The organism is Gracilibacillus salitolerans, assembly GCF_009650095.1.
GTDB lineage: Bacteria > Bacillota > Bacilli > Bacillales > Amphibacillaceae > Gracilibacillus > Gracilibacillus salitolerans.
On the sequence record NZ_CP045915.1, the window covers coordinates 3,985,010 to 4,011,353 of the forward strand.

Here is a 26,344-nt window from a genome sequence, read left to right on the forward strand (position 1 = left end):
AACAAAACAACATAAAACATCCCCGCTTCACTTTTAGTGAAACGGGGATATTTTAGAATAAGATATTATTTGGGCCTTAAAGGTACACTACTTTAATAATTTCTTTTTTTCATTTCTTTTTTTGCTTCCTCTTGTGTAAAGGTTTCTTCCGATGTAATAATCCTCATTGGTATTTCTCTTCCATTTTTCAATTCTTTAGCAGCTTGCATAATTTGTGGTCCCAACAACGGATTACATTCTACAGTAAAATTTAATTTACCAGTACTTAGTGCTTTAAACGCTTTATTTGTAGCATCTATTGAGATAATTTTAATATCAATTCCTGGTCGTAAACCGTATTCCTCAATTGCTTCAATTGCTCCTATTGCCATGTCATCATTGTGTGCATATACTATATCAATTTCACTGCCAAACTGTTGCAACGCCTTTTCCATCATTTCTTTACCTTTCCCCAATGTGAAATCGCCTAATAATGAATCTATGATATGAAGGTTGTGATGGTTTTCTAAAACTTCTTTAAACCCTAGTTTTCTATCTGTTGCTGGAGCTGAATTCTTTGTGCCTTCTAATTCAATAATATGAGCAGTATCCTTACTTGATTCCATATGATCTACTATCCATTGCGCAGCTCTTCTACCCTCTTCAACAAAGTCTGATCCAATAAAAGCTGTCCAAAGTGAATTATCTTGAACCTTTATTTCTCTATCAGACAATATAACAGGTATTCCCGCATTTTTTGCTTCCTGTAATACTTCTTCCCATCCGTGTTCTACCAGGGGAGAAAATGCAATGACATCTACTTTTTGTTTGATAAACTCCCTCATTATTGCTATTTGCTTTTCTTGATTATTATGTGCATTTTTTAATTGAAGATCTACATTTTCATGATCAGCTGCTTTTATTATGGAGTCCGTATTCGCCGTCCTCCACGCGCTTTCATTTCCTACTTGTGCGAATCCTAATGTAACTTTCTCATCTTTTCCTAAATGTTCATTTAACTCATTTCTCTTTAAATAAAAGTCATCCACATTTTGAGAAGATACTTCATGATTTCTTAATATTATTTTTTTTGGAATTTCTGAATCTTCTGCCAGAATACGAATAGCATATTGTACCGCTTGTTTACCTCCTGTAGGAGTTATAAATGTAGTATCTATTTTCTTTTGCTTCACCAACTGAATGCCTCCATTTATCTTATCCACGCCATCACTACCAATTATTTTAACATGATCGACGTCTAACGAATGAAGTGCTTTATACACACCTAAGGCCATCGCATCATTATGAGCATATATTAAATCAGGTTGATCGCCACTTGTTTCTAATAGTGCTTTTAATTCATCTTCTGCTTTATCCCTTTGCCAATTAGCAACAAGTGTGTTTACAATTTTAATATTTTTCGTTTGATTTATTTTTTCTCTAAAACCACGACTTCTCTCTTCTGCTTGAACTGCACTCGTTAATCCTTGTACTTCGACTACTTTGCCACCTTGATTTCCTAACAATTTTGTAGTGGCTTCAGCAGCCATTTCACCTATTAAATAATGGTCTGTGCCAATATAAAGTGTATAATTATAACCTTCTACTCCTCTTCCTAATACAATTACTGGAATTTCATTATATACGTTAGATATGACTGGTGTCATTGCGATTGAATCTTCAACTGACACAATTAATAAATCAATATCATATCCTTTTAAAGCATTAATATCATCAATTTGCTGTTGTGTACTTTGCGCAGCATCAGTGTAAATTACTCTTATATTTTGATGTTTTAATGCTTCCTGTTGTAATTCTTCATTCATTGAAATTTGCCAAGGTTCTAGTAGATTAGGTTGTGAAACTCCAATAACATAATCTATTTCGGCTTCTGAATTATTATTCGACTGATACATTTTGTACGTTATTAAAAATATTAAACCTACCATAATTATTCCAAACAATATGATAGTAGTGACGAGGCTTTTATTCATGTGTTTTTTCCCCTGTACGATAAACAGTTGGTGAAAACCCAACTACTTTTTTAAAGGCATTGCAAAAATAATGTTGTGTACTATAACCAACCATTTCAGCTACTTCATATATTTTCAAATAGGGATCCTTCATTAAGGTTAGTGCTTTATTAATTCGAACATTTGTAAGATATTGAATAAATGAGACGCCCAGTTCATTTTTAATTTGTTTACTTAAGTACGTTGGATTCACTTGTACATAACTTGCAACCTGTTGTAACGAAATAGATTGACTATCATAGTGTTGATCAATATAATTTTTGGCCAATGCAACAATGGGTGTCCTTTTATTCGCTGATTTTAAATCACTTATGATTTTTTTATATTCATTAGGAAAACTCAAAAATGAAGTCAATAGGCACTCCTCGCAAGTAACGACTTTGCCTAGAAAACGCTCTAATTCTATGACTATTTTTCGATTAATATCGAATAAAGTTTCTGTATCTATTAATGGTAACAACAAGACAATATGACCAGATTGATCCTCGAACATTTCTTTTGATTGATAATCACTTAAAAGATCATTAATAATATTTTTGATTGAAAAACTTAACAGAACATCACTCCAATTTTGTTCCATACTTCCTATGTTAATTTCTTTTATAACTTTAAATACCAATAATCCAGTGTTTTTCGTTAAATGGATACCCAGTAACTTTGCTTGTTTCTTCATTTCGTCTTCTTGATAGTGTCCAAGACTCCAATTCAATAGAAATTTTTCCTTAAGAAGTTGTTTATTGCCTTCCAATTGTTTTTCACGAAGCCTATTCCTGGACTTTTTCTTCAAAATATCTATAGCATTCTCAATTGATCGCTCCAATTCCGGCTTCTTTACTGGTTTTAATATATAGTCTATTGTTCCCATCTTAATTGCTTTTTGAGCATAAATGAATTCATTATAGCCTGAAATAACAATAAACACGGCATCAGGTAATATCGGCCGTAACTTTTCCATTAATTCTAATCCATTTAAAAACGGCATATTGATATCGATGAAAAGAATATCTGGTCTGAATTCTATCGCCTTGTTTAACGCTTCTTCTCCATCTTCTGCTTCACCTATCACATTTATTGAATAACTTTCCCAATTTAATGATTTTTTTAATCCTCTTCTAATAATACTTTCATCTTCAGCAATAAATAAGTTCCACATTATTTAACCCCCTTGAAAATAGATTAGAATGGCTTAAGAGGAAGGATTGCATAAATGGTTGTGCCTTTTTTAAATTCACTATACACTTCCAGTCCATAATCAGTTCCGTACGATAATTTGATCCTTTCATTAACATTGAACAAACCATACCCCTTAGACTCATTAGAATCATTTTCCTTTAGATAATTATTAATCTCTCGTAATGTATCACTTTTCATCCCTATTCCAGTATCATGAACTGCAAATAGTAGCTTACCATCTTGAGTATCGATATTAATGAGAATCTTCCCTTTTCCTCTTTTATTCCTTATACCATGATATATTGCATTTTCTACTAAGGGTTGTAGTATAAGTTTTAAGACTTGATAATCTTTTAAACTTTCATTCATGCTTATTTCATACTCTAATTTTGATTCGTATCTAGTCATCTGTATAATAAGGTAGCTTTTAACGTGTTCAACTTCTTCTTCTACTGTGATGAATTCCTTTCCTTTATTTAAACCAATTCGAAAAAGCGTTGTCAGCGCACTTACTAATTCAGTTATCTTCGTAGCATGATACTCGTCCGCCATCCATTGAATAGTATCTAACGTATTATATAAAAAATGTGGTTTGATTTGCGCTTGTAAGATTTCTAACTCTGCTTCTCGTTTACTTTTTTGTTCTTTATATACTAATTCAATTAAACGCTCAATTTCATCAATCATTTTATTGTAGCTCTTACCCAGTTGTCCTATTTCATCTGTGTATTTGGAATGAAATCGTAAATCAAATCTTCCTTCTTCGACATTACCCATTAGTGTTTTCAATTTATTAACTGGTTTTGTAATCATACTTGCAAAAAACAATGAAAATATGGATCCTACCAACAAAGTAATTAAAGCGATTACAAAAGTGAGTTTTTGAACTTCCGAAACCACTTCTGTCGTTTCATCTAGAGAAAAAACACCAGCTACTTTCCATCCGATATCAGAAATAGTGTTGTAAATAATTTGATAATTATTCCCTTTAATAGTTTGTTCAACAGGTGAAGAGTTTTCATTTTGTAACCAACTTGGATGTATTCGGTAAACGATATCATTTACTGGTGCATAAACAACTTTACCGTTCTCATCAGTTATAAATACAAAACCACTTTTACCCAACTTAATAGATTCAATTATATTCTTGATAAAATCTAATTTTAGATCTATCAAAATAACTCCCGTTACTTCATTTGTAGCAGAATCCCTGTAAGCCTTTACAATCGTGAGTACATTATTCACTTGATAACTTGAATTGTTTTTTATATTTCTTCCAATTGGATTACTAATTAAATGCGTTTTTTCCGGTGACTCTATTGTCTCTAAATACCATGGTTCCTTTGTAAGTGGATCTCTTGAAATTCGTGAGATTTCGTTACTTATAAACCTATCTTTCTTGTTTAGAATTAACATTCCCGCAATCTCAGGGTGTCTATTTTTGTAAATTTCCATTTTATCTTTTATTAACTGTTCAGTGGAACTATTACTATCTTGTTCTATCATGAACTCTTTTACTAATTCTTCTTGTGAAAGATAGTAGATTATATTTTCATTTTCTTCTATCAATGTTTTTATATTGCTCCAAACTTGATTAATCATTTGATCAGTATGCATATTAGCTTCTTCTTCTAGTGAATCTTTATAGATATTTCCGCCAAAAAAACTTAATGTAGATACACATAAAATGATAATAATTATAAAATAAAATAAGAGCTTAAATCGAATACTTTTGTTATTAAAATATATCAACACTTTTTTTACATTGATTGTTCTCCCCCCTTTGTAAAATTCTTAGATAGACTTATTATTCATTATTAAGAACTTTTTATCAAGAGGAACTAAAATAAGAATAAAAATCGAGATTGAACATACAATCCCGATTTTTATTTCGACTTAATACTTGCGATCAGGTAAGGCTGCCTCTGCTTCTTCTGCCCCCACAAATACTGTTTCATCTGTTTTAATCCATCTCTCGATTTCTTTCCCTTCCATTAAATCCTTTGCTGCTTGTGCAAGCTGTGGTCCTAATAATGGATTACATTCTACAATAATATTTGCTTTTCCTGCAATAACCGCCTCAAAAATATCACCGATTCCATCTACAGATACAATTTTTATATCTTCCCCAGGTTTTAAACCATATTCTTCGATGGCTTGTATCGCCCCTAATGCCATGTCATCGTTATGTGCATAAACCGCATCAATATTCTCACCATCAGATTTTAAGAACGCTTCCATAACTTCCTTACCTTTTGATCTTGTAAATTCACCAGTTTGAGATTTAATAATATTATAATTATCATTTCCATCTATAATATTTGCAAACCCTTCCATCCGATCATTTGCTGCACTAGCCCCTACAGTCCCTTGAAGTTCTACAATGTTCGTTTCTTCGTCCTCTCCAATGAGGTTAATTAATTCTTTTGCTGCATTCTCTCCTTCAAGAATAAAATCTGATCCTATAAAGCTTGTGTATAATGATTCATCTTCTACTTCAATACCACGATCTAATAAGATTACTGGAATATCTGCTTCTTGAGCTTCTGTTAAAACAGTTTCCCATCCGGATTCTACTACAGGAGCTAATGCAATTATATCTACTTGTTGAGCAATGAAATTTCTCAGTGCCTTTATCTGATTTTCTTGTTTTTGTTGAGCATCAGAAAATTTCAGTTCAAACTGCGGATCATTTTCTAATGTTTCTTTAATAGATTCTGTCTCTGCAGTTCTCCATCCACTTTCTGCACCAATTTGTGAAAAACCAACCACAATAGGGTCAGAAGAAGCTTCATTATCATTTGAAACTTCCTCACTATTGTTGTCAGTTTCATTGTTTTCATTAGTGGAGTTTGTGTTTTCTGTATTACAAGCTGAAAGAATCAATACAAATGATAACGTAGTAACCAAAATTAGAAATACCTGTTTAATACTTTTCATGTTACTCTCCCCTTTTATATAATTTTGACTCTTTCTCATGATAAAAGGGATCTTAACAAAAGTATTTACAATATTGCTTGTTTATTTATAAATTTCCGTACATTCACACATCGAACATACAAAAAACACAACAATGTATTGAATTACTCCAAACTCATTTATTTAGTAAAAACAACCTCATTTCATATTTAGAAATAAGGTTGCTATCAATCACTTTATGCTTGGTTACCATCTTTTTAAATCAGCAACAACGACAACCCCGGAATAAACAGAATAAACAACGCAGCGATAATCAGTACGATAATAAATGGAAATGTTCCTTGAACAACATTGGAAAAAGGTGTTTTACTCACACCTGATGCAACAAAAAGATTGAGCCCGAATGGCGGTGTCAGCATACCAATCGCTAACGTAACGATCATAATAATTCCAAAGTGAATCGGGTCAATCCCAAATTCATATACAATCGGCAAAAACAACGGAACAAAAATTAATACAGCTGCACTTGTATCCATAAACATCCCAACCACTAGTAAAATCACAAACACCATAAGTAAGAAAATAACCTTGGTATCTGCATATTCTAAGAAAAAGGCTGCGATTTCTTTTGGAATATTTTCATAGGTTAAGTACCAACTAAACACATTAGATGCTGCAATCACCAGCATAATCATTGAAGACGTAATCACAGACTTTCGCGTTACACTATATATTTTCTTCCATGTTAGTTCTTTATAGACAAAACAACCGATTAGAAAACTGTATACAATAGCTACTGCAGCTGCTTCTGTCGGCGTAAAAATACCAACATAAATACCACCTAGCACAATGATTGGTAATAATATCCCCCAAATGGCTTTTATAAAGGATCGTACCAGTTCTCCGAATCGTACCCGTTTCTCCGGCTGATGTCCTTGTTTCTTGGCAATCACATAGCTGACCACAATTAAAACAAGACCAATAAAAACCCCTGGCACAATTCCTGCGATAAACAATTCTCCAATCGACACTTCGGCAGCAGAGCCATAAACCAACAGTGTAATACTCGGAGGAATAATAATCCCTAAAGATCCAGCTGCTGTCATTAAACCCACAGAGAAATTCCTCGAATAATCCGCATCACGCAAAGACGGAATCATTACACCACCGATCGCTGCTACAGTAGCTGGACTAGAACCTGACAATGCAGCAAATAACATGGAGGACATCACCCCAGCTATTGGCAATCCTCCAGTCGTCCACCCAACTAATTTACGAGCAAAATCAATGATTCTTTTCGATGTCCCACCAGATAACATCAAATCTCCAGCGAAAATAAAAAAAGGAATCGCCATCAATGTAAAAGAATCAATCCCAGAAAAAAGTGTTCGTGCAAAGACATCAAACGAGATTCCCTGCTGATACATTGCCACAAAACTAGCAATTCCAATGGCAATAGCAATCGGCGCACCAATCAGCAGCAAGGCGATAAAAAGAATTAAAATCATTTCTCCACGACCTCCTCTGGTTGTCCTTCATCTTCAGAGTAAGACCGCTTCACATCAGTAAATAACAATTGAAGAAAACGAAACAACATTAATCCTCCACCAACCGGAACCGATAGATACGGTATCGCCATTGGTACACCTAATGCAGGCGTGACATTTCCAAGCTCTACTACACTAGAAACCATTTCTGATCCTGCCCATATCAATATCAAACAAAAAGCAATCCCTGCTAAATTAGCAAAAACAGAAAAGAGTTTTTTTCCTGCCGGTGGAAGAAACGCTACTAGCGCATCAACCGTTGCATGCCCTTTCTCCCTGACCGCAATACTGCTGCCAACCAAAATCAACCAAATAATTAAAAAGCGAGCAGCCTCCTCCGACCAAATCAACGAAAAATTAAACAGATAACGTAATACAACTTGTACAAATATCAGAATTGACGCTATTATCATGGATACAACAGCAAAACCTTCTTCAATATGATTAACGGCTTGATTGAAAGTCCTCATACGAAGCCCCCTTTTTGGCTTATGTTAGGTCCTTACGGTGAAAGCTTTAGTTTTCCTTTGATAACTATGAGATTTATAATCATTTTTATAGTGCAAAATAAGAGCGATTCCTCGCTCTTATTCCACCTCAACGACTTCAATTCTGTTCGATTAACTCGATCATTTTATCCGAATCTTCAAATTTATCATGGAATTCCTCATAAACTCCGCTTAACGCATCTTTAAAAGCCTCTTTCTGCTCATCAGTTAACTCATTTATATCCACATTAGACTCTTCTAATATTTGCATATATTCTTCCTCATCACTTTCTGACACATCCCATTGCCATTCCGTTACTTCCATCGCCACTTCTTCGACCACTTCTTGCAAATCTCCTGGCAGACTGTCATAGAAAGGCTGGCTAATGATTAGAGGATATCCCATGTAACCATGAGAACTTAATGTGACATAATCTTGTACTTCATGGAATTTTTGACTAATAACGTTAGACAGAGGGTTTTCCTGACCATCTACAGTACCTGTCTGCAAGGAAGTATACAACTCCGAAAAGTCTATTGATACCCCTCCAGCATTTAATGCTTTAAATTGCGAGATTAATAAAGGACTTTGCGACGCACGCATTTTTAATCCATCTAAATCTTCTGGTGTTTCAATCGGTCTTTTCGAGTTTGTAAAATGCTTAAACCCACCATCCCAGAAACCTATTAATTTTAAATTTTGTTCCTCTAATTTTTCACTTAGGTAATCACCTAAATCTCCATTTACTGCTTCAAAAGCTTGCTCTCGATCTTCAAAGAGATAAGGTAGATCAAACACTTCAAACTCTTCTACAAAAGTTGGAAGTACACCTGTAAACGGAGCATTCATATGAACCGTACCAGATTGCATTTGCTCCAAAATCTCACGATCACTGCCAAGTTGAGAGTCCGGGTAAATTTCTACCGTTACTTGCCCATCCGTTCTCTCTTCCAACAACTCTCCAAATTTTTCTGCTCCCTTCCCTTTTGCAGTAGAAGGGCTCACCACATGTGCAAATTTCAAGACATATGCTTCCTCATCTTCATTATTAGTTCCCGTTTCCTCATTTTGTTCGTTGTTATCACTTTCTATATTGCTTTCATCGGTATCTCCTCCAGATTCTGAAGAACCGCAAGCAGCCAGAGTGAGTAAAATCAATACCATAACACTCATCCAAAGACCCTTCATACTAAAACCCCTCTCTATAAAGTGAGACTTCCATCAGTGGGGGTTCTTCATCCACCACTGATGGTTAGCGAAACTTATCAGGGTACTAGCGTCCGTTACCCCAACTTGACTTCTTTGATTCTTCTAAGTATTGAAGTGGGGGCTTACGGACGATTGTTCACCGTGATAATTATCTCCCCTACTCACTATATGAAGCTCGTCCTAAAAAATAACTAAATAATAGGCGAGTGCATCTCTGTGTGATAAGGAAAAAGTCAAAAACAACACACAAAAGAACCCTGATCAATTCAACTAAGAATTAATCAGGGGTTAACAATATCACCAAATATATTTTTGTACTCTATGTTCTTTATTGTTCTAAGATGGATCGGAATTCATAGCTACCAGATTCTAATTCATACACTGCCTTGCCATCCTTGTAGTCCTCAAATGTAACACCGTCAACCTTTTGTATCGGCTGATTAGACTCTTTTACCGTGTTTTCATTGTGTGTTGGAATATTGAGTGTTGCTGTTGTATTTGCCGGGACAGTTACATTATAGTTAAATGTTTTGTTTTTAACTTCCCACGAGCTCTCGATTGTACCATACATAGAATCATAATTACCTTTTGCATATGTCATATTTTTATCAGGATCTGGATTCGGCTGAAGGATAAAATGTTTAAACCCAGGGTTATTCTGATCACGCTCAATTCCAAGCGAATGTGACATCATCCATGATCCTACAGCACCGAATGAATAATGGTTGAAGGAGTTCATGCTGTTATTGCCACCAAACCCAGCTTCTTCTGTGTAAGAATTCAGGCGTTCCCATATCGTCGTTGCTCCATTCTCTACGGAATATAACCACGATGGATAGGATGTTTGCTGTAATAAGCGGTATGCAATATCATGATAACCATTATCAGATAACGCTTTGTTAACCGCAGCTGTACCGATAAAGCCAGTCATGAGAGAGTATTCAGGACGAGTTATCCCTTCATCATCGTTGTTTTCTCTTTTTACAGTCTCAGCAAGATGTTTTGCTGCATATGGAATATTCTCTTCATTAAAAATATCTAATGCTAATGGTACAGCATAAGAAGCTTGTGTATCAGCAATCGTACCATCATCTTTTAATGTTTTCTTCGTTTCATCATCTACAAAAATGTCATTGAAGAATGCTTTTCTTTCATTATATTGTTCTAAATACATGCTAGCATCTTCTGCTTTTCCAAGTACTTCAGCTACTTGAGACATGATCCATAGATCATACGCGTGATAGGCAACCCATAGATTTTGAGCGCCTGTTTGCCCACGTTCAGGACTTAACCAATCATCTAATTGTGATTCAGTAATAAACCCGGTTTCCGGATCAACGACGGAATCCAAGTAACTCATATAATTTGCCATTGCCTGATAATGATCTTCAAGTAATTGGGTATCACCAAACTGCTGATAAGCTTCCCATGCAACTGTGATTCCGGCACTTCCCCAAAGAATTCCACCAAAACCGCCACCAACCGGAGCAACATCGGTAAATTTACCATTATCTTCTTGCATATCTCGTAATGCTAATAAGTGGCGATCTAAAAATTCATTTACATCTGCTAGATAAGTTGAAGTTTCTGCGAAAACAGAAATATCTCCTCCCCAGCCCATTCGTTCATTTCGAGCTGGTGTATCGGTTGGAATAGAAAGAAAGTTACCTCGCATTGACCATGATATATTTTCAAACAACTTATTTACACTCTCATTAGATGTTTCATAACTAGCAGACAGTTCATCTACTGAACTGATCACTAATGTTTTCACATCTTCTAGTGGTAATGCCTCATCTATTCCGGTAATCTCCAAATAGCGATAACCATGGAATGTGAAGCTCGGTTGAATAACCTGCTCTCCGTCTTTTGTAATATAATTATCCTGATTTAACGCCGCTCGCAGATTTTCTTGCATGATCATTCCTACATTATCACCTGACTCAGGTAAATCAGGATAAAGCATTTCTGCGACTCTTAATGTTACCTTATTACCTGCTTCTTGATCTTTTAGCGTAATTTGTGGAACACCAACAGCATTCTGACCCATATCATAGACAAATACACCATCACGTACTTCTGTCACATCCTGTGCTGTCAATGTTTCTACTACACGAGGTGCTTCTCCTATTTGACCAATCAATTCCATATTATCATAGGAGAGGCCATTATCATCTGGTGTTGTTTTTTCATCTAGTGGTACAACTTCTGCTGGTTCCCAATTGTTCTCGTCATAGCCTGCTTGACTCCAGCCATCGACAGCTTCTTCTTTGGTTGCATCATAATATTCGCCTTGGAAGAAGCTCCCATAAACAACCGGACCTTCGTCATAATATTTCCAATCTGGATTCGTAGTAACGACTTCCTTACTTCCATCTTCATAGGTGATTACTAATTTTGCTAACAATGATTGTCGATCACCAAAATGATTCCATCTACTAGTAGTAAATGTAATAGCACCACTCCACCAACCTTCTCCAAGCATTGCGCCAATTGCGTTCGTTTCTCCAGAGCGAAGATGATCTGTTACATCATATGTTTGATATTGATGTGATTCATTATATTGTGTAAGCCCAGGAGTGAAATAGTATTCACTTACTCTCTCGCCGTTTAGATACATCTCATATATACCTCTTGCGGTTGCGTAAAGTCGAGCACTTTCAATTTGTTGATCACTTGTATCGAACTCTGTACGTAACATAGGCATAGAATTTTTACTAGGATCAGCTACTATAAAACTTCCGTCTTCTCCACCATTTAAAACATAAGCACCATTATCTACCTCAAAACCATCGACATCTTCATTTGCGTAAAGACCATTATATTCTTCAACAGACAAATCTTCCGCAAATAGAGTATTGGAAGGTGAGCGTAGGTTCTTTACTTCAACATTGGAAAAGAAAGCTTCTTGATCAGGTTTAAGAGAAAAACCTATATCAGCTAACATTGGGTAGCTGATATAATTTCCACCTGAGCCAACTGGATTAATATTTACTCCAGAACGTCCATCTGTAACAACTGTATGTTCATCCTCTGTTCCGTTCACAGCTACTTCTATCACACCTGAATCTGCTGAGATAAAGAAGTTATGAGCGTCATACAGGTTATCAGCGTTTAGTAAATTTTCTGGAATATCATAGCTTAATAACGGTGTATCATCTGAATCATCCTCCGTATATCCAACTCGATATACATTTAACTTAGCAAGACCACCTTCACTACCATCCACTTCAGAAGCATCTAATTCGAAAGCTACGTAACTTTCATCTTCCTCATTCTCTACTCCTCGGATGTTTTTATTAGCATCCATTAGTCGCGGATCATTAGCTCCAAGTACAAAGCTTGCTTTCGTGCTTTCGCTTTCTTCATCTAACTGAAGAGAATAATTCACTTTGTATACATTAAAGTAATCCGCCTTCAATACTAAATCATCGTCACTTCCACCAATCCATGATGCCTCATCCCAACCTGATATATCTGTATTCATTAGTCCAGTTTCAAACCATGAGGACTTGGACGAAGTGTTACCATTTTGATCCCAAACAGTCACCGTCCACTCATATTTAGTGGTTGGCTTCAATTCTTCTCCCGCATATTGCATGTTAATCGAAGTAGTATCTTCTACTTTATTGGTATCCCATACTACTTGTCCCTCTTGATCTTCCACAACAATACGGTAAGCTTCTTGTGAAACTCCTCTGACACCTTCTGGGGCATCCATTTGCCAACTAAAGGCTGGATTTTCTTTATCTAATCCTAATGGTGTTTCAGTGTTTTCCACTTTCATATTTGTGATTCCCACTTCCGATTCTGTTTCTGCTTTCGATGATGTTGTCCATACAGATGTTAGTACTCCTAATACCAGAACTGTAATAAAAGACATGATCATTAACTTCTTCACATAGGTTCTACTTTTTACCATAAGCTCCTCCTTTTAATATTACATACTAGATTCTGGTTCTCCCTGCTAGACAATAGCTTTTATTGTCCCTCCTTTCTTATTTGGAAAAGATTATACAAAACAGTGGATAACTGTTTGTACGCTAGCTTAGTAGATAGACAACATTAAATTAGAGAAACACATTATCCGTGTATACGCTTACAATAATTATAGTTAATATGGCAATGAGGTAACAGGAGACAACTTTCGGTTATGGGGGATATTTTTCTGTTGTTTTGATATAGTTCTTTAATAATTAGAGCGCGAATAAGGAATCAACAATTGAGTGTAGTTTTAAGGGGAAGGTGGCGTTAAGATAGAGAAAAACCCGGAATCACTAGTCCCGGGTAGTACTGTTATACGTGGTGAATATTTTTAAAACGGTTCGCTGGCAATCCTGTTGCATTCGTTTGGATAGAAAATAGAGAACCGGACAGCGGGAGTTTTTCTAGTTCCTCGTCTGTCATCCCCTCTCTTGCAGTCGTGATGTATAGTGTGTCAAAATGCTTCCCACCAAAAGTACAGGAAGTAATATTTTGAGCCGGTACTTCTACCGTAGACAAAACCGCTCCTGTTTCCGGATTCCATCTGCTTACTTTTCCTGCTCCCCATCCTGCGATCCAGAGCATACCCTCAGTATCAATCGTCATGCCATCTGGGAAACCATAACCTCCCGGGTACTGAAAGGCAACTCGCTGATTCGCAATAATACCGGTTTTCAAATTATAATCAAATACATAAATGTTTCTAGTTGGTGTATCTATAAAATACATTCGCTTGTTTGTCATATCCCAGGCCATGCCATTGGAAGTTCTCAATCCAGTTAGCTTTGTTTCTACTTCAAGCGTATCATCCAAGCAGTACAACGAGCCTTCAGGATCATTATCATTCTTTTGCATCGTTCCTGCCCAGAATCTTCCCGCAGGATCCACCTTTCCATCATTGAATCGATTTTCTGGTCTGTCTGCTTCCGGGTCGTGTATTGCGGTCGTCTGTCCTGTTTCCGTATTATAAAAATAAAAGCCATTTTCTGCTGCCAAAACTAATCGACCATCTTCTGCCACAACAACCGCTCCGACCATCTGACCAATCTTAAATGTGTCGTTCTGCCCCGTTTGCGGATCAAATCGATGGATTACTTTTCCTGAAATATCAGTCCAATACAAAACTTGTTTTCTCTCATCCCAACAAGGACCTTCGCCGAGCAATGCTTTGATCTCATAAGCTAATTCTGCTTTCATCATGATTTTCCTCCCTTTTTCATTCGCGTCAGATAGTCAAATCTATACCAGACATACTTTCTGGAGATTTTGTACAGCGTTTTCATTTATTACTTTCATTATAGCATGCAAAAAAATGTAGCATAAACCAATAACAAGAACATAATTAGAAGTTTAAATGGATCAGCAATCTGGATAATTCGTAATCAATGACACTGTTATTGACAAAGCTCGACAATCTTGAGATAATAGCTCCAATTAAATATTGGTACCTTTAATTCAGTCCCGTGAGGCTGACAAGGACAACGGATTTGCAAATAGGCTACATGTGTATATATTTACAATACACACGTATCTATATGTCAAAAGCTTCTTGTCAGTCGGGCAGGAAGCTTTTTTTGTTAATAAGCTTGATGGGAAATCTTCCAAACTACTAGTATGAGAATTCTTCCTATCTTATTATCAAATAAACTGCTCGACGCTGGTACCAGTAACATGACAAGGGGGAACTTATAATGGATAAAGAATTTTCACTTCAAGCTGTACCACAATCATATCGAAATGGATTCTTAAAAATGTTTGTCGTGATGCTCGGTTTTACGTTCTTCTCTGCTAGTATGCTTTCAGGCGGAGAATTAGGACTTGGCTTAACGATGACAGAATTTATATGGATGGTTTTACTTGGCAATCTTATTCTCGGATTATATACAGGTGGACTCGCTTATATAGCTGCTAAAACAGGCTTATCTACTCACCTACTAGCGCGTTATGCCTTTGGTGAGAAAGGCTCTTATCTAGCTTCTTTCTTATTAGGTGCCACACAAGTAGGCTGGTTTGGTGTCGGATTAGCCATGTTTGCCGTACCAGTTAATAAAGTAACAGGAATTGATATGTTAACATTAATCATTATTTCAGGAATTGTCATGACTTTTTCTGCTTTCTTTGGGATGAAGGCATTAGCCATTCTAAGCTTGGTCGCAGTTCCAGCAATTGCGATCCTTGGAAGTGTGTCTGTTGGTATTGCGATAAGTGATTTAGGTGGGCTATCTAAATTATTTGCCTATCAACCGGAAGCAACGATAAGCTTAGCTGCAGCACTTACTATCTGTGTCGGATCATTCGCAAGTGGCGGAACATTAACACCAGACTTTGCTCGCTTTGCTAAGACGAAAAAGACTGCAGTTATCACAACATTAATCGCCTTTTTTATCGGTAACTCATTAATGTTTCTGTTCGGTGCGGTAGGGGCCATTTCAACTGGTCTCGGTGATATATCAGAAGTAATGTTTGTCCAAGGCTTGATCGTACCAGCCATTATCGTATTAGGATTAAATATTTGGACAACAAACGATAATTCCTTATACGCGTCAGGTCTAGGATTTTCCAATATAACAAAAATCAAGAAAAGTAAAGTAGTCATCTTCAATGGAATTATCGGGACAATCTTTGCCATGTGGTTATATAATAATTTTGTTGGTTGGTTAACATTACTTGGAGCAGCACTTCCACCAATTGGTGCTATACTATTAGCTGACTTCTTCTTGTTAAGAAAAGGGCACTATCCAGCATTAGAAGAAATGGCATTTCAAGTCATTCGTTGGCCTGCTATTATTGCTTGGGTAGGTGGATTTGCAGCAGCACAATGGTTACCAGGAATCCCACCATTAAATGGCATTATAGGTGCAATTATGTTATATGTAGGTTTGACACTAGTAACAGAGAAGGTATTTAAAACAGAGAAAAGTATAGTGTTAGGAAAAGAGGTATAAATCGTGATTATTCAAAATGCAACATTGCCAAAACGAGAAGGACGATGGAATATCTATATCGAGAATGGAAATTTTTCGAAAATAGAAGAGGCAAAAGACATAGAAGGCGCACTAGATATAGAAGGTAAATTAGTGAGTGCTCCTTTTATTGAACCCCATGTTCACCTTGATACGACATTAACTGCGGGTGAGCCGAAATGGAATGAAAGTGGTACACTTTTCGAAGGGATTTCTACATGGACTGAACGAAAGAAATCACTAACTATTGCAGACGTCAAAGCAAGAGCGACAAAAGCGTTAAAATGGCAAATTGCACAGGGTATCCAACATGTTCGAACACATGTCGATGTATGTGATCCATCATTGACCGCGATGAAAGCATTGCTAGAAGTAAAAGAAGACATGAAGGAGTATGTTGACCTTCAATTGGTTGCATTCCCTCAAGAAGGCTATTTGTCTTATCCAAATGGTGCTGAGCTTGTAGAGGAAGCATTAAGAATGGGCGCAGATGTCGTAGGTGGAATTCCACACTTTGAATTCACTCGTGAATATGGTGTGGAATCGATGAAAATTGCATTTGATTTAGCAGAAAAATATAATCGTTTAGTCGATATTCATTGTGATGAGATCGATGATGAGCAATCTCGATTTATTGAGGTTGTCGCAGCAGAAGCATATAAGCGTGACTTAGGTAGTAAAGTTACAGCTAGCCACACAACTGCTATGCATTCCTATAATAGCGCCTATGTATCGAAATTAATGAAGCTACTAGGGCTTTCTAATATTAACTTTATTGCTAATCCACTTGTTAATATTCACTTACAAGGGCGCTTTGATGATTATCCTAAACGTCGTGGTATAACACGTGTGAAAGAATTAACGGAAGCAGGAATTAACGTTAGTTTTGGGCATGATGATATTTTTGACCCATGGTATCCACTTGGAACAGGAAATATGTTGCAAGTTTTAAATATGGGAATACATGTGACCCATTTAATGGGATACCATCAGATTATAGATGCCTTTGATTTCATTACCGAAAATAGTGCGGTAACATTAGATATCCAAGATAAATATGGAATAGAAGTTGGCAAGCCGGCTAATTTCATCATCCTAAATACCAACAATATTTATGATGCGGTTCGAAAACAAGCAGAAGTGTTAGCATCTTATCGGAATGGTGTAAAGCTAGCAGGCACGAAGCCAAAAGAAACTGCTATTTATTTAGATACAGAAGAAACAATTGATTTTGAAAGATAATTTAGGTAAAAATAGCTAGAATAGATGAAGTTTCGCTAATGATCAGAGTGTTAGCGTCTGTTTTCCACACTTAGCTTCCTTATGTTACTTGAGGTGGGAGGCTTACAGACGATTAGCACAAAGGGATTGTCTTAAGCCTTTAATAGACCTAGGACAATCCCCTTTAACTAGCACTATTATATTATTTATGCATATTAAGATGTTATTTCACTAACTGTATGAATAGGAAGCACACATTGTACATCTTTCTCTGTACCTGAGGCTTCCGAGAAAGGGTGAAAATAATTCATATGTTTGGACACAAATGCTGCCTGTTCTGACAGTTGTGGATTAGAAACTTTATGGTGGGTAATGATGATATGATTATCTGTGAGTTCTACTGCGCGCCATGCTTGTTCATCTAAACAAGCGGCAACTTGTACAAAAGTCCAGTTATCTTTGTGGACAATAGAATTCTGATGATTATGACCATTAAAGTATACAGCTTGCCCTTTCTTCTTTTCTAAGACACGCCATATATCTATATTAGGGTCAATAGATAATTTATCCATATCTGAGCGGGAGGTTGTATTGTATATCGGATGGTGCCCAAATACAAATAGTGGTTTGGTTCCAGATGCTTCGACGACTTCTTCCAGCCAAGCCAATTGCTCTTGATTAATCGAACCACCCCAGTCCTCATAGTCCATTTCTTTGGCAGTATTCAAAAAGGCAAAAACCGCATTTCCTTTAGCAATGGTATGATATAAAGGTTGACCAGTTATTTTTAACACATTTTCAATAGATTGTGCATACAAATCATGATTACCTAATACATGATAAAAATGTCTATCTTTACTATTGATAATCTGATAAACTTCTTCGAGCTCATCCTTAGTACCATAATGGGTTAAATCACCTAGTGAAATATGTAGATCCGCTTCATTACCGAGAAAATGGTCTAGAAAAGAACGATAGAAATCCCACTTCGCTTCTTCCAACCCTTCAACACTTGGATCAACTTCTGGAAAATGCAAATCACCTATTACAGCAAATTTCATATAATCCCTCCTTACTCCAAGGATACCTTACTAATATTAATTCACTATAAACATTTGGTAAAAAAACGTAAATTTGCTGCAAAAGACAGACGCATTCAGCAATCTAGAAGAAATCAAATCAAAACCAAAATGGTACAATAAATAAAAATATATTAGGAGGTATCACGATGACAGTACAAAACATTGTTCTTATGGTATGACAAGGAAGCGGTTGAAGCAGCAGAGTTTTATGCTTTTGTTTTCCCGGACTCAAGAATTACCAATGGAACAACTCTTAAAGACACACCATCAGGTAACGTTGATTTAGTCTCTTTTGAATCGTGGGGACAGAAGTTCATGGCGATCAGCGCAGGACCTTTTTTCAAATTCAATCCATCGGTGTCTTTCATGGTTAATTTTGAGCCATCGCGAGAAAAAGACGCGAGTGAAGAATTAGATAAAGTGTGGAACAAATTATCCGAAGGTGGCACCGAGTTAATGCCACTTGATAAGTACCCGTTTAGGGAAAGTATAGCTAGATTCAAGATAAGTATGGTCTGTCATGGCAATTAATCCTATCCAATCCAGAAGGTGAAGAACGACCTACAATTGTGCCATCATTAATGTTTGTCGGTGATAAATGCGGTAAGCGGAAGAGGCAATTCATTTTTATTTATCCATATTTAAGAATGCAAGGCAGGGTCTTATTGCACGATACCCTCAAGGCATGGAACCTGACAAAGAAGGAACAATTATGTTTTCTGACTTCATGCTTGAGAATCAGTGGTTTGCTGCAATGGACAGCGCAAGAGAACATAAATTCAGTTTCAACGAGGCAATATCCTTTATAGTATATTACGACACACAACAAGAGATTAATCATTACTGGAACAAGCTATCCGCGGTTCCTGAGGCTCAGCAATGCGGGTGGTTGAAAGATAAATATGGAGTTTCATGGCAGATAGTTCCAAAAGAAATGGACGAAATGATGAGCAATGGTACACCGGAACAAATAGCCCGTGTTAATAAGGCTACTCTTAAAATGAAGAAACTTGATCTTGTGGAGTTACAGAAAGCGTACAAGGACTAATATTACTGTCCATTAGTTGATTTACACGGAAACGCAAAAATGACTTAATAAGTGTTCGGTCTGTAATAACCGTTTGGTGTGCCCGCATCAGGGGGTTTAGTCTATTGATGATTTTATATCATTTAATTATTTATAATTTATCAAATATATACTGCTAGATAACTCTGTTTCCAAAGTTTCTATTGCATTATCCAATTCCACTACTGCTATCTCGTAAGAAATAATTCGCTTTTTTACACACTCTATTTTTTGTTTGATCCATAGATCTTCTCTTTTTTCTTTTTCGAGAAATGCAATCTGAGTTTGTTCGTTTTTTATAGTTTTTTGCAATTTCACTTTCTCAGCTTTTAGAATTTTAATAACTCTTAGACTGATGATAATCACCTCATGGTGTATAGTATGAAGTTATTATACTTCGTTTAATCAAAGGTTGGAAGACTATTAAAATGTGTAGTTTAAATACATTTTTAACTCGGAGCTAGCCACTTTTTATACTTTGCCTTTGAATCTAAGAGTCAAACAGCAAAGTGAATCATGAAATGAAGTAAAAACCATGCTTATCTCTCTATTAATCATCTTTAATTTGAAAAGCATCTTGTTTATCTTCAAAAAGAGGATGTGATTGATAAAGAGGAATTTTTTTGTATTCTCCCTCTTATATTTTCTACTTTCCAAAGTGTAAAAAAGAGCCTTTGAAAATCAAAGACTCAAACAGCAAAGTGAATAATGAAATGTAGTAAAAACAGACAAGCTATCACGTAAAGTGTAAAGGATACTTTCTTTGCATTCCCTGTACCTAATTTCAAAATCACATAAAGAATAAATCCAATGGCAATTCCATCTGCAATGCTGTAGGTGAAAGGTATCATCACAATTATAAATATCGCAGGAAAAGACTCACTTAGATCACGCAAATCTAATTTCTTTATATCTTGAATCATGAGTCCTCCGATAATCATTAACACCGGCGCGATCGCATTGGAAGGAATCATTTGGATATATGGAATAAAAAACGTAACTAATAAAAACAAGAAACCTGTCGTAATCGTGGTTAATCCCGTACGTCCACCTGCAGTAATTGCCGCCGTTGTTTCCGCTGTGGATACCGTCGGACTCGAACCAAAAAGACCAGATAGCATTACAGAGACCCCATTTGCTTGAAAAGCTTTCTTAAACTTCTCTGGACGATTTGTTGCAGCAACATGATTGTACGTTAAACCAACATTCTCAAACAAGACAACCATTGTGATGGAAAATACCGCAACTAAATACGGAAAAGAAGCCCAATCCGCAAACGAAAAAGCCCCAAATACTTCTTGGTACCCATTTAGTGAGAACGATTCACTTGCTTTAGAAGGCAGCACTCCTAATAAGAAGGCTATTCCAGTTCCAAACAGAATGGTCCATAAGAAGTTACCTTTTACATTACGAATAAATAATACCAGCGCAATGATGAAGGTAACAATCGTTGCAAAGACAGCCGGATCACTGAAATCACCTAGGGCAACAATCGATTGATCGCCTCGCACAACCAGATGCCCCTTTTCTAAACCGATCAACATCAGAAATAGACCAATTCCGATATTAATTGCTAGCTTTAACGATTCTGGAATCGCATTTTTTATTATCGTTGTTAGCGATGAAAATGCAATCAACGTGAAAATAAGGCCTGACATAGCGGTAACACCAAGGGCCTGTTGCCACGTGAGCTCCATGGACTGTACAAGCGTATAGGTAAACATCGCATTAATACCCATACCAGGAACGATCAGAATTGGCGCATTAGCCCATATTCCCATAATTAAACAACCTACAAATGAAGTAAGGATTGTACCTAGTACTGCTCCTTCTAAAGGAACACCCGCTTCTGATAAGATCAAGGAATTCACGGCAATAATGTAAGCTATCGTGAAGAACCCGATTAATCCAGCAGACAGTTCTTGTTTTACACTCGTCTCATGTTGTTTTAATTGAAAAATATCTTTTCTCAATGTAATTCCTTCTATTCAATTATCCCTCTCCCAGCCCGCTCTAATAAAAGAGCCAACTTATATTGTATTAAATTTATGGAACTTGTCAACTCTAATCGGAAAAGGTTCATTTAACTATAACAACTTCATATCACTTCATGTCCGATCGTTCTCAATTTGATATTTGTATTATCTCATATCGCGATTTATAATAAAGTTAACATCATGAAAACGCTTTACCGAATGAATAACTCTTTGAATAGGAGCATGAGGAGGACTTAGCATGAGCCAATTAGAAAGAAATGACAAAATGGAACACCTACTAGAGAAAAACAAATTTAATGAGGAAACCATATACAACATGACAGACGAACAAATTGAATATTTTCACTGGCTCTATTTCGAGGAATCTGTATATGACTTAATGTAAAATTTTAAAAAAATATATACACAGCTCTTGGCTAAAGTAAATCCGAGAGCTGTTTTTTAATGGCAAAAATTCATACAAAATCTTGCTAGTTTAAATAATTATTCTTCTTTTACCTCTGATATATATTTATTTATTTCATTTAAATTTGGAAGCGCTGGAATACCGCCTTGTTTTTGAGCAACATATGCCCCCATAGCGTTTCCAAATAGAAGTAATTCACTCATTTCCTTTTCCGAAATATTTTGATATGACATGTTGTTTTCTAATATCTTGTATAAAACTCCTGCAAAGAAAGCATCACCACATCCGGTTGTATCGATAGCCTTTATAGATAATCCTGGTTTAAACAAAATAACATGTTTGTTACAACAATAGCTCCCTGTACTACCAGCTGTAATAAAAAGTAAAGCCACATTATATTGCTGAAAAATCAGTTTAGCACCTTTCTCCACCTCGTTCGTACCTGCTATAAATTCTAGTTCTTCCTCTGAGAGTTTTACTATGTCTGCATAATATAATAATTCTACTATTCTTTCCTTTGCCCCTTCTAAAGAATCCCATAAATCACGTCTAAGATTTGGATCATATGAAATAGTTACACCATTTTCCTTTGCTACTTTTAAAGCTGTTCGCGTAGCTTTTCTAGATGGCTCGTTTGTCATCGAAATAGAACCTACATGAAAAATCTTAGTTTGAGCAATTGATTCAGGCTTTAGATCATCTTTTGATAACATTGTATCTGCTCCTGGATTTCTGCAAAAACTAAAAGAACGATCTCCGCTTTCATCTATATGAACAAATGCAAGTGTTGTATGTATATCGGAATATACCATGCCCGATGTGCTAACCCCATTGTTGTACAATGTGTCTTCAAGCATATTTCCAAACTGATCATTCCCAACGCAGCCTATAAATGATGTTTCTTTACTTAATCGAGAGAGTGCTACCAATAGATTCCCGGGAGCTCCTCCTGGGTTTGCAGCATAAACCGGATTCCCATGCTCACTAACTCCATTTGGTGTAAAATCAACTAATATCTCGCCTAATGCTGTTACATCTACCATTTTTTCACCAACTTATTTATAATTTACTCTTTCACAAGTCTCTATAGACAGTTTAAACTTTCATTTTTTATATAGTTTCACTACTACATACTTCTAAGAAAAAAGCCAGAATCTTATTTCTCGGTCTTCTGGCTTTCTTCACACATTTTAAAATGGTTAAGTTCTAGGCTTTAAAAGATATCCCTCTTCAACCTTCATCTCACCATCTAAAGCATGAAGCGAAATTTCTTCACATGCTTTATCCGGATATACTAGGCTTGTTAAAGCAAACTCTCCTTCATTTCCAAATATTTCTATAGAAGAAGAATCAATAACCAAGTTTAGTTTAATCTTTTGTGTATCAAATAATTTTATTTCTTGTGGCATTGAGAAATTATCTGAAAAAGAATTCATGCCTGAATTTTTACGATCCAATATTAATAATTGTTTTTGTGTATCAATTATTATGGATGTTACATTCGATTGTGTATGATGAATATCCACTCCATATTTTGTCGCATCCATATTTTCGATATTTAGCGTTATCATCCCATACGATTCATCAAAATCATATCGTAGTTCCTTATCTATCAATTTGTTATTGATTACTTCTTTTCTTGTAAAATAAACATCTAATTCTTGTACAGGTTGCTGTATCACGGAATAGGAATCCTTGACTTTACGAATCCCTAGTTCCCTAGGTAATGTCATTTGACTTCTCCAACCTTGAGTTGGTACCTCATTAGCATAACGCCAGTTACTCATCCACCCTAAATAAATACGTCTACCATCTTCTACTGGTATATCAGAAAAGCTTACACCTGCATAATTGTCTTTCCCGTAATCTAACCATTTTTCATCCTCATGTTCAGCCTGAAATACAGAACCATTAAATGTACCTACAAAATATTGAGTACGTGAACCTTTTTCGAATTTAGGATTATCTCCTATACTTACAAAAAGTACCCACTTAGATTCTTCGCTATTTTCTACCTGTAATTCAAATAAGTCCGGACACTCCCAAACCCCGTCATGAGATCCAAAGTTATCTCCAAACTCACTTTCAAAACACCAATCTATTAAATTAGGAGATGAATAAATAGATATAGTTTGACCAGTCGCCAACACCATCATCCATTTGTTAGAGGAGTGATGCCAAAATACTTTTGGATCTCTGAAATCAACATTTGAGTCATGTTCTAACACAGGATTATGTTGATACTTTACCCATGTCCGTCCATTATCATAACTATAAGCTAAACTTTGTGATTGTTTTGGTGGGATGTATACTTCGTTCTCTAAATGATGAGTAAAAATCGCGACAAGCCCCGGTTCATCAGGAAAGAAACCTGTGGTATTATTCCAATCAACTACAGCACTCCCTGAAAAAATGGTGCCATTTTCATCGGGATATAAGGCAATAGGTAACTCTGTCCACTTAATCAGATCTTTACTGACAGCATGGCCCCAATGCATGGGACCCCATTTGCTGTCATTTGGATTGTATTGAAAAAAAAGATGGTATTCTCCTTTAAAGTAAATTAAACCGTTTGGATCATTCATCCAATTCTCTTGTGGTGAAAAATGTAAGTGTGGTCGATATTTTTGCACTTGACATAGTGACATAATTATTACTCCTCCGCATTTCTATCATAGGCTGTTTGTTTAATTTCTAACCATTCTTGATAACCAAGACGGTCTAATTCTGTCAGATACTCTTCCCATTCCTCATCAACATTGCCATTTGAGATCCATTCCGCCTTTTTCCTTTCTACATAAGGAAATAAATCTGCTTCAATGGTAGAAAGGTCATCTAATTCTTCTAATGTCATAAATACTTTTGGATAAATATTGTCATTATTCATATATGGAACCAACTCTTCATGAAGTATTTCTAATCTCCACGCTGCATCATCCGGCATTGTTGTTACATCACCATAATATCCATCTAGAATCGCTAATGGTCCACCAACCGAAGTTTCTTCACGCAATTCTACTGGCGCAGTTCCTTCTAGAGATAAGTGTCTTAGCATGTTTTCGCTTTCATCATATTCAAAGATATTTTGCTTTTCTTCATCACCATATGTCCCCCAGTTATTTTGCACAGACTGATGAGGATCATATAGTTGATCAATCCATTTCGCCGTTAATTCTAGATTTTCATTTGCACTAGTAATGACCATTCGGGCCCGATCAAAGCCCATTCCATTCGAACGAGCAACATGTTTACGCCCATCAGGACCTTCTAACGGCGGCAACAATTGATATTTATCGTTCTGACCAGTGATATTCGCCTTATCCCAAGTAAAATACAAACCATATCTTTCTTCTTTACCCTTAGCTAGATACGAATTCCAATCTTGCTCAAAAGCTTCTACATCCATTAAGTCTAATTCATATAATTCATGTAGATAATTAATTCCTTCCCTGTATCCTTCTTGTGCAGTAGTAAATATAACCTCATCATCGTTACTTACAACAGTATGATCCCAGTTATCGCCCTCACCAAATGGAGAAAATAAAAATGAAAGATCTTCCCCACCATGGTTGATAATAAATGACATTGGAATGGTTTGGCCATCGCCAGCCATATCATTTTCTTTAAATGCAACTAGGGCCTCTTTGAGTTCTTCAGTTGTTGAAGGCATATCTAAACCAAGCTCATCTAACCATTCAACATTAATCCAACCTGTCGCATCTAGTGAATGGATACTTTCCTTGCCAGCTCCTAATTCTTCAATCCAAGGAAAAGCATAAATATGACCATCAGGTGCTGTCATCATAGCACGATATTCAGGTGCTTGCTCTAATACCGCCTGCAGATTTGGCATATATTGATCAATTAAATCTTCAACAGGTATAATTGCTTCGTCGTTCGCTAAGTCCAGTAATTCATAATCACTATAACCTGCATTCATAATTGCATCAGGTAATTCACCGCTTGCTACTGCTAAATTTCTTTTTTCAGCAAAGGATTCGCCAGTATAATTCTTCCATTCTATGTGTACTCCTGTTTCTTCCTCTAAACGTTGTAAAATTAATTTATCATTAGGATCTTCAGGAGCCATTGGTGAACTTTCCGTCATGAATTTTAGTGTTACTTCCTCCTCTAAAGGGAACGTGATATCATTTAATTCATAGTTTTCTGATGAAGCTTTTTCACTATTACCACATCCAGCAATTAATAAAATACCGAGCAACACGCTCGTTAGTGTTAATAAACTTCTGTACATATTTTTCATCCTTTTATCCCT

17 protein-coding genes and 1 pseudogene are annotated in these 26,344 nt (G+C 36.2%); 4 read left to right on the top strand and 14 right to left on the bottom strand.

What is annotated here, in order from left to right; translation table 11 throughout:
- Positions 1–92: 92 nt before the first annotated feature.
- The 9 genes from GI584_RS18985 to GI584_RS19025 all read right to left on the bottom strand — a co-directional run bounded on the left by GI584_RS18985 (position 93) and on the right by GI584_RS19025 (position 14,533).
- Complete coding sequence (locus tag GI584_RS18985; protein ID WP_153792217.1) at positions 93–1,973, bottom strand: substrate-binding domain-containing protein; 1,881 nt, start codon at positions 1,971–1,973, stop codon at positions 93–95.
- Positions 1,966–3,165, bottom strand: a complete 1,200-nt coding sequence (locus tag GI584_RS18990) for a response regulator (RefSeq protein ID WP_153792218.1) — start codon at positions 3,163–3,165, stop codon at positions 1,966–1,968. Before GI584_RS18990 ends, GI584_RS18985 begins: the two co-directional genes overlap by 8 nt.
- A 23-nt stretch (positions 3,166–3,188) precedes the next feature.
- Positions 3,189–4,940, bottom strand: a complete 1,752-nt coding sequence (locus GI584_RS18995) for a cache domain-containing sensor histidine kinase (protein WP_153792219.1) — start codon at positions 4,938–4,940, stop codon at positions 3,189–3,191.
- Positions 4,941–5,081: 141 nt separating this feature from the next.
- A complete protein-coding gene (locus GI584_RS19000) occupies positions 5,082–6,125 on the bottom strand; it encodes an ABC transporter substrate-binding protein (protein ID WP_100359232.1) in 1,044 nt (347 codons plus the stop codon).
- Between the two features lie 236 nt (positions 6,126–6,361).
- Positions 6,362–7,612, bottom strand: coding sequence for a TRAP transporter large permease (locus tag GI584_RS19005; protein WP_153792220.1), 1,251 nt, complete (start codon positions 7,610–7,612; stop codon positions 6,362–6,364).
- Positions 7,609–8,121, bottom strand: a complete 513-nt coding sequence (locus GI584_RS19010) for a TRAP transporter small permease (protein WP_100359230.1) — start codon at positions 8,119–8,121, stop codon at positions 7,609–7,611. Before GI584_RS19010 ends, GI584_RS19005 begins: the two co-directional genes overlap by 4 nt.
- 136 nt (positions 8,122–8,257) lie before the next feature.
- Positions 8,258–9,328: a TRAP transporter substrate-binding protein gene (locus GI584_RS19015; protein ID WP_153792221.1), complete on the bottom strand. Its 1,071-nt coding sequence runs from the start codon at positions 9,326–9,328 to the stop codon at positions 8,258–8,260.
- A 349-nt stretch (positions 9,329–9,677) separates the two neighbouring features.
- Entirely contained in the window at positions 9,678–13,271 is a 3,594-nt protein-coding gene (locus GI584_RS19020; protein ID WP_228552275.1) for a family 78 glycoside hydrolase catalytic domain, read from the bottom strand.
- Between the two features lie 374 nt (positions 13,272–13,645).
- On the bottom strand, positions 13,646–14,533 hold the full coding sequence (locus GI584_RS19025; RefSeq protein WP_325063411.1) for an SMP-30/gluconolactonase/LRE family protein: 888 nt from the start codon (positions 14,531–14,533) through the stop codon (positions 13,646–13,648).
- 491 nt (positions 14,534–15,024) lie between these two features.
- Here GI584_RS19025 and codB point away from each other — a divergent pair, with 491 nt between their 5' ends.
- Positions 15,025–16,278, top strand: a complete 1,254-nt coding sequence (gene codB, locus GI584_RS19030) for a cytosine permease (protein WP_153792222.1) — start codon at positions 15,025–15,027, stop codon at positions 16,276–16,278.
- 3 nt (positions 16,279–16,281) lie between these two features.
- Positions 16,282–17,538, top strand: coding sequence for a cytosine deaminase (gene codA / locus GI584_RS19035; protein WP_153792223.1), 1,257 nt, complete (start codon positions 16,282–16,284; stop codon positions 17,536–17,538).
- Between the two features lie 194 nt (positions 17,539–17,732).
- Here the strand turns inward: codA and GI584_RS19040 are convergent, their stop codons facing one another.
- Positions 17,733–18,578: a metallophosphoesterase family protein gene (locus GI584_RS19040; RefSeq protein ID WP_153792224.1), complete on the bottom strand. Its 846-nt coding sequence runs from the start codon at positions 18,576–18,578 to the stop codon at positions 17,733–17,735.
- 183 nt (positions 18,579–18,761) lie between these two features.
- Between GI584_RS19040 and GI584_RS19045 the strand changes: the two are divergent.
- Positions 18,762–19,647 (top strand): annotated as a pseudogene (locus GI584_RS19045) (VOC family protein).
- A gap of 707 nt (positions 19,648–20,354) precedes the next feature.
- Here the strand turns inward: GI584_RS19045 and GI584_RS19055 are convergent.
- Positions 20,355–21,638, bottom strand: a complete 1,284-nt coding sequence (locus tag GI584_RS19055) for an NCS2 family permease (RefSeq protein WP_153792226.1) — start codon at positions 21,636–21,638, stop codon at positions 20,355–20,357.
- 262 nt (positions 21,639–21,900) lie between these two features.
- Between GI584_RS19055 and GI584_RS19060 the strand changes: the two genes are divergently transcribed.
- Positions 21,901–22,047: a BH0509 family protein gene (locus tag GI584_RS19060; protein ID WP_153792227.1), complete on the top strand. Its 147-nt coding sequence runs from the start codon at positions 21,901–21,903 to the stop codon at positions 22,045–22,047.
- 98 nt (positions 22,048–22,145) lie between these two features.
- Here the strand turns inward: GI584_RS19060 and GI584_RS19065 are convergent, their stop codons facing one another.
- The 3 genes from GI584_RS19065 to GI584_RS19075 form a co-directional block, all read right to left on the bottom strand.
- Positions 22,146–23,111: a carbohydrate kinase family protein gene (locus GI584_RS19065; protein WP_153792228.1), complete on the bottom strand. Its 966-nt coding sequence runs from the start codon at positions 23,109–23,111 to the stop codon at positions 22,146–22,148.
- 156 nt (positions 23,112–23,267) lie between these two features.
- Positions 23,268–24,716 carry a glycoside hydrolase family 32 protein gene (locus GI584_RS19070; RefSeq protein WP_153792229.1) on the bottom strand — a complete coding sequence of 483 codons (1,449 nt, stop codon included), beginning with the start codon at positions 24,714–24,716 and terminating at the stop codon, positions 23,268–23,270.
- Positions 24,717–24,721: 5 nt separating this feature from the next.
- Entirely contained in the window at positions 24,722–26,323 is a 1,602-nt protein-coding gene (locus GI584_RS19075) for an extracellular solute-binding protein (RefSeq protein ID WP_228552276.1), read from the bottom strand.
- Between the last annotated feature and the right edge of the window lie 21 nt (positions 26,324–26,344).

Bases quoted from the DNA above. Each gene is read 5' to 3' on its own strand.
- GI584_RS18985 (WP_153792217.1), bottom strand. From the start codon at position 1,973: ATGAATAAAAGCCTCGTCACTACTATCATATTGTTTGGAATAATTATG.
- GI584_RS18990 (WP_153792218.1), bottom strand. From the start codon at position 3,165: ATGTGGAACTTATTTATTGCTGAAGATGAAAGTATTATTAGAAGAGGA.
- GI584_RS19000 (WP_100359232.1), bottom strand. From the start codon at position 6,125: ATGAAAAGTATTAAACAGGTATTTCTAATTTTGGTTACTACGTTATCA.
- GI584_RS19005 (WP_153792220.1), bottom strand. From the start codon at position 7,612: ATGATTTTAATTCTTTTTATCGCCTTGCTGCTGATTGGTGCGCCGATT.
- GI584_RS19010 (WP_100359230.1), bottom strand. From the start codon at position 8,121: ATGAGGACTTTCAATCAAGCCGTTAATCATATTGAAGAAGGTTTTGCT.
- GI584_RS19015 (WP_153792221.1), bottom strand. From the start codon at position 9,328: ATGAAGGGTCTTTGGATGAGTGTTATGGTATTGATTTTACTCACTCTG.
- GI584_RS19020 (WP_228552275.1), bottom strand. From the start codon at position 13,271: ATGGTAAAAAGTAGAACCTATGTGAAGAAGTTAATGATCATGTCTTTT.
- GI584_RS19025 (WP_325063411.1), bottom strand. From the start codon at position 14,533: ATGATGAAAGCAGAATTAGCTTATGAGATCAAAGCATTGCTCGGCGAA.
- codB (WP_153792222.1), top strand. From the start codon at position 15,025: ATGGATAAAGAATTTTCACTTCAAGCTGTACCACAATCATATCGAAAT.
- GI584_RS19040 (WP_153792224.1), bottom strand. From the start codon at position 18,578: ATGAAATTTGCTGTAATAGGTGATTTGCATTTTCCAGAAGTTGATCCA.
- GI584_RS19060 (WP_153792227.1), top strand. From the start codon at position 21,901: ATGAGCCAATTAGAAAGAAATGACAAAATGGAACACCTACTAGAGAAA.
- GI584_RS19065 (WP_153792228.1), bottom strand. From the start codon at position 23,111: ATGGTAGATGTAACAGCATTAGGCGAGATATTAGTTGATTTTACACCA.
- GI584_RS19070 (WP_153792229.1), bottom strand. From the start codon at position 24,716: ATGTCACTATGTCAAGTGCAAAAATATCGACCACACTTACATTTTTCA.
- GI584_RS19075 (WP_228552276.1), bottom strand. From the start codon at position 26,323: ATGTACAGAAGTTTATTAACACTAACGAGCGTGTTGCTCGGTATTTTA.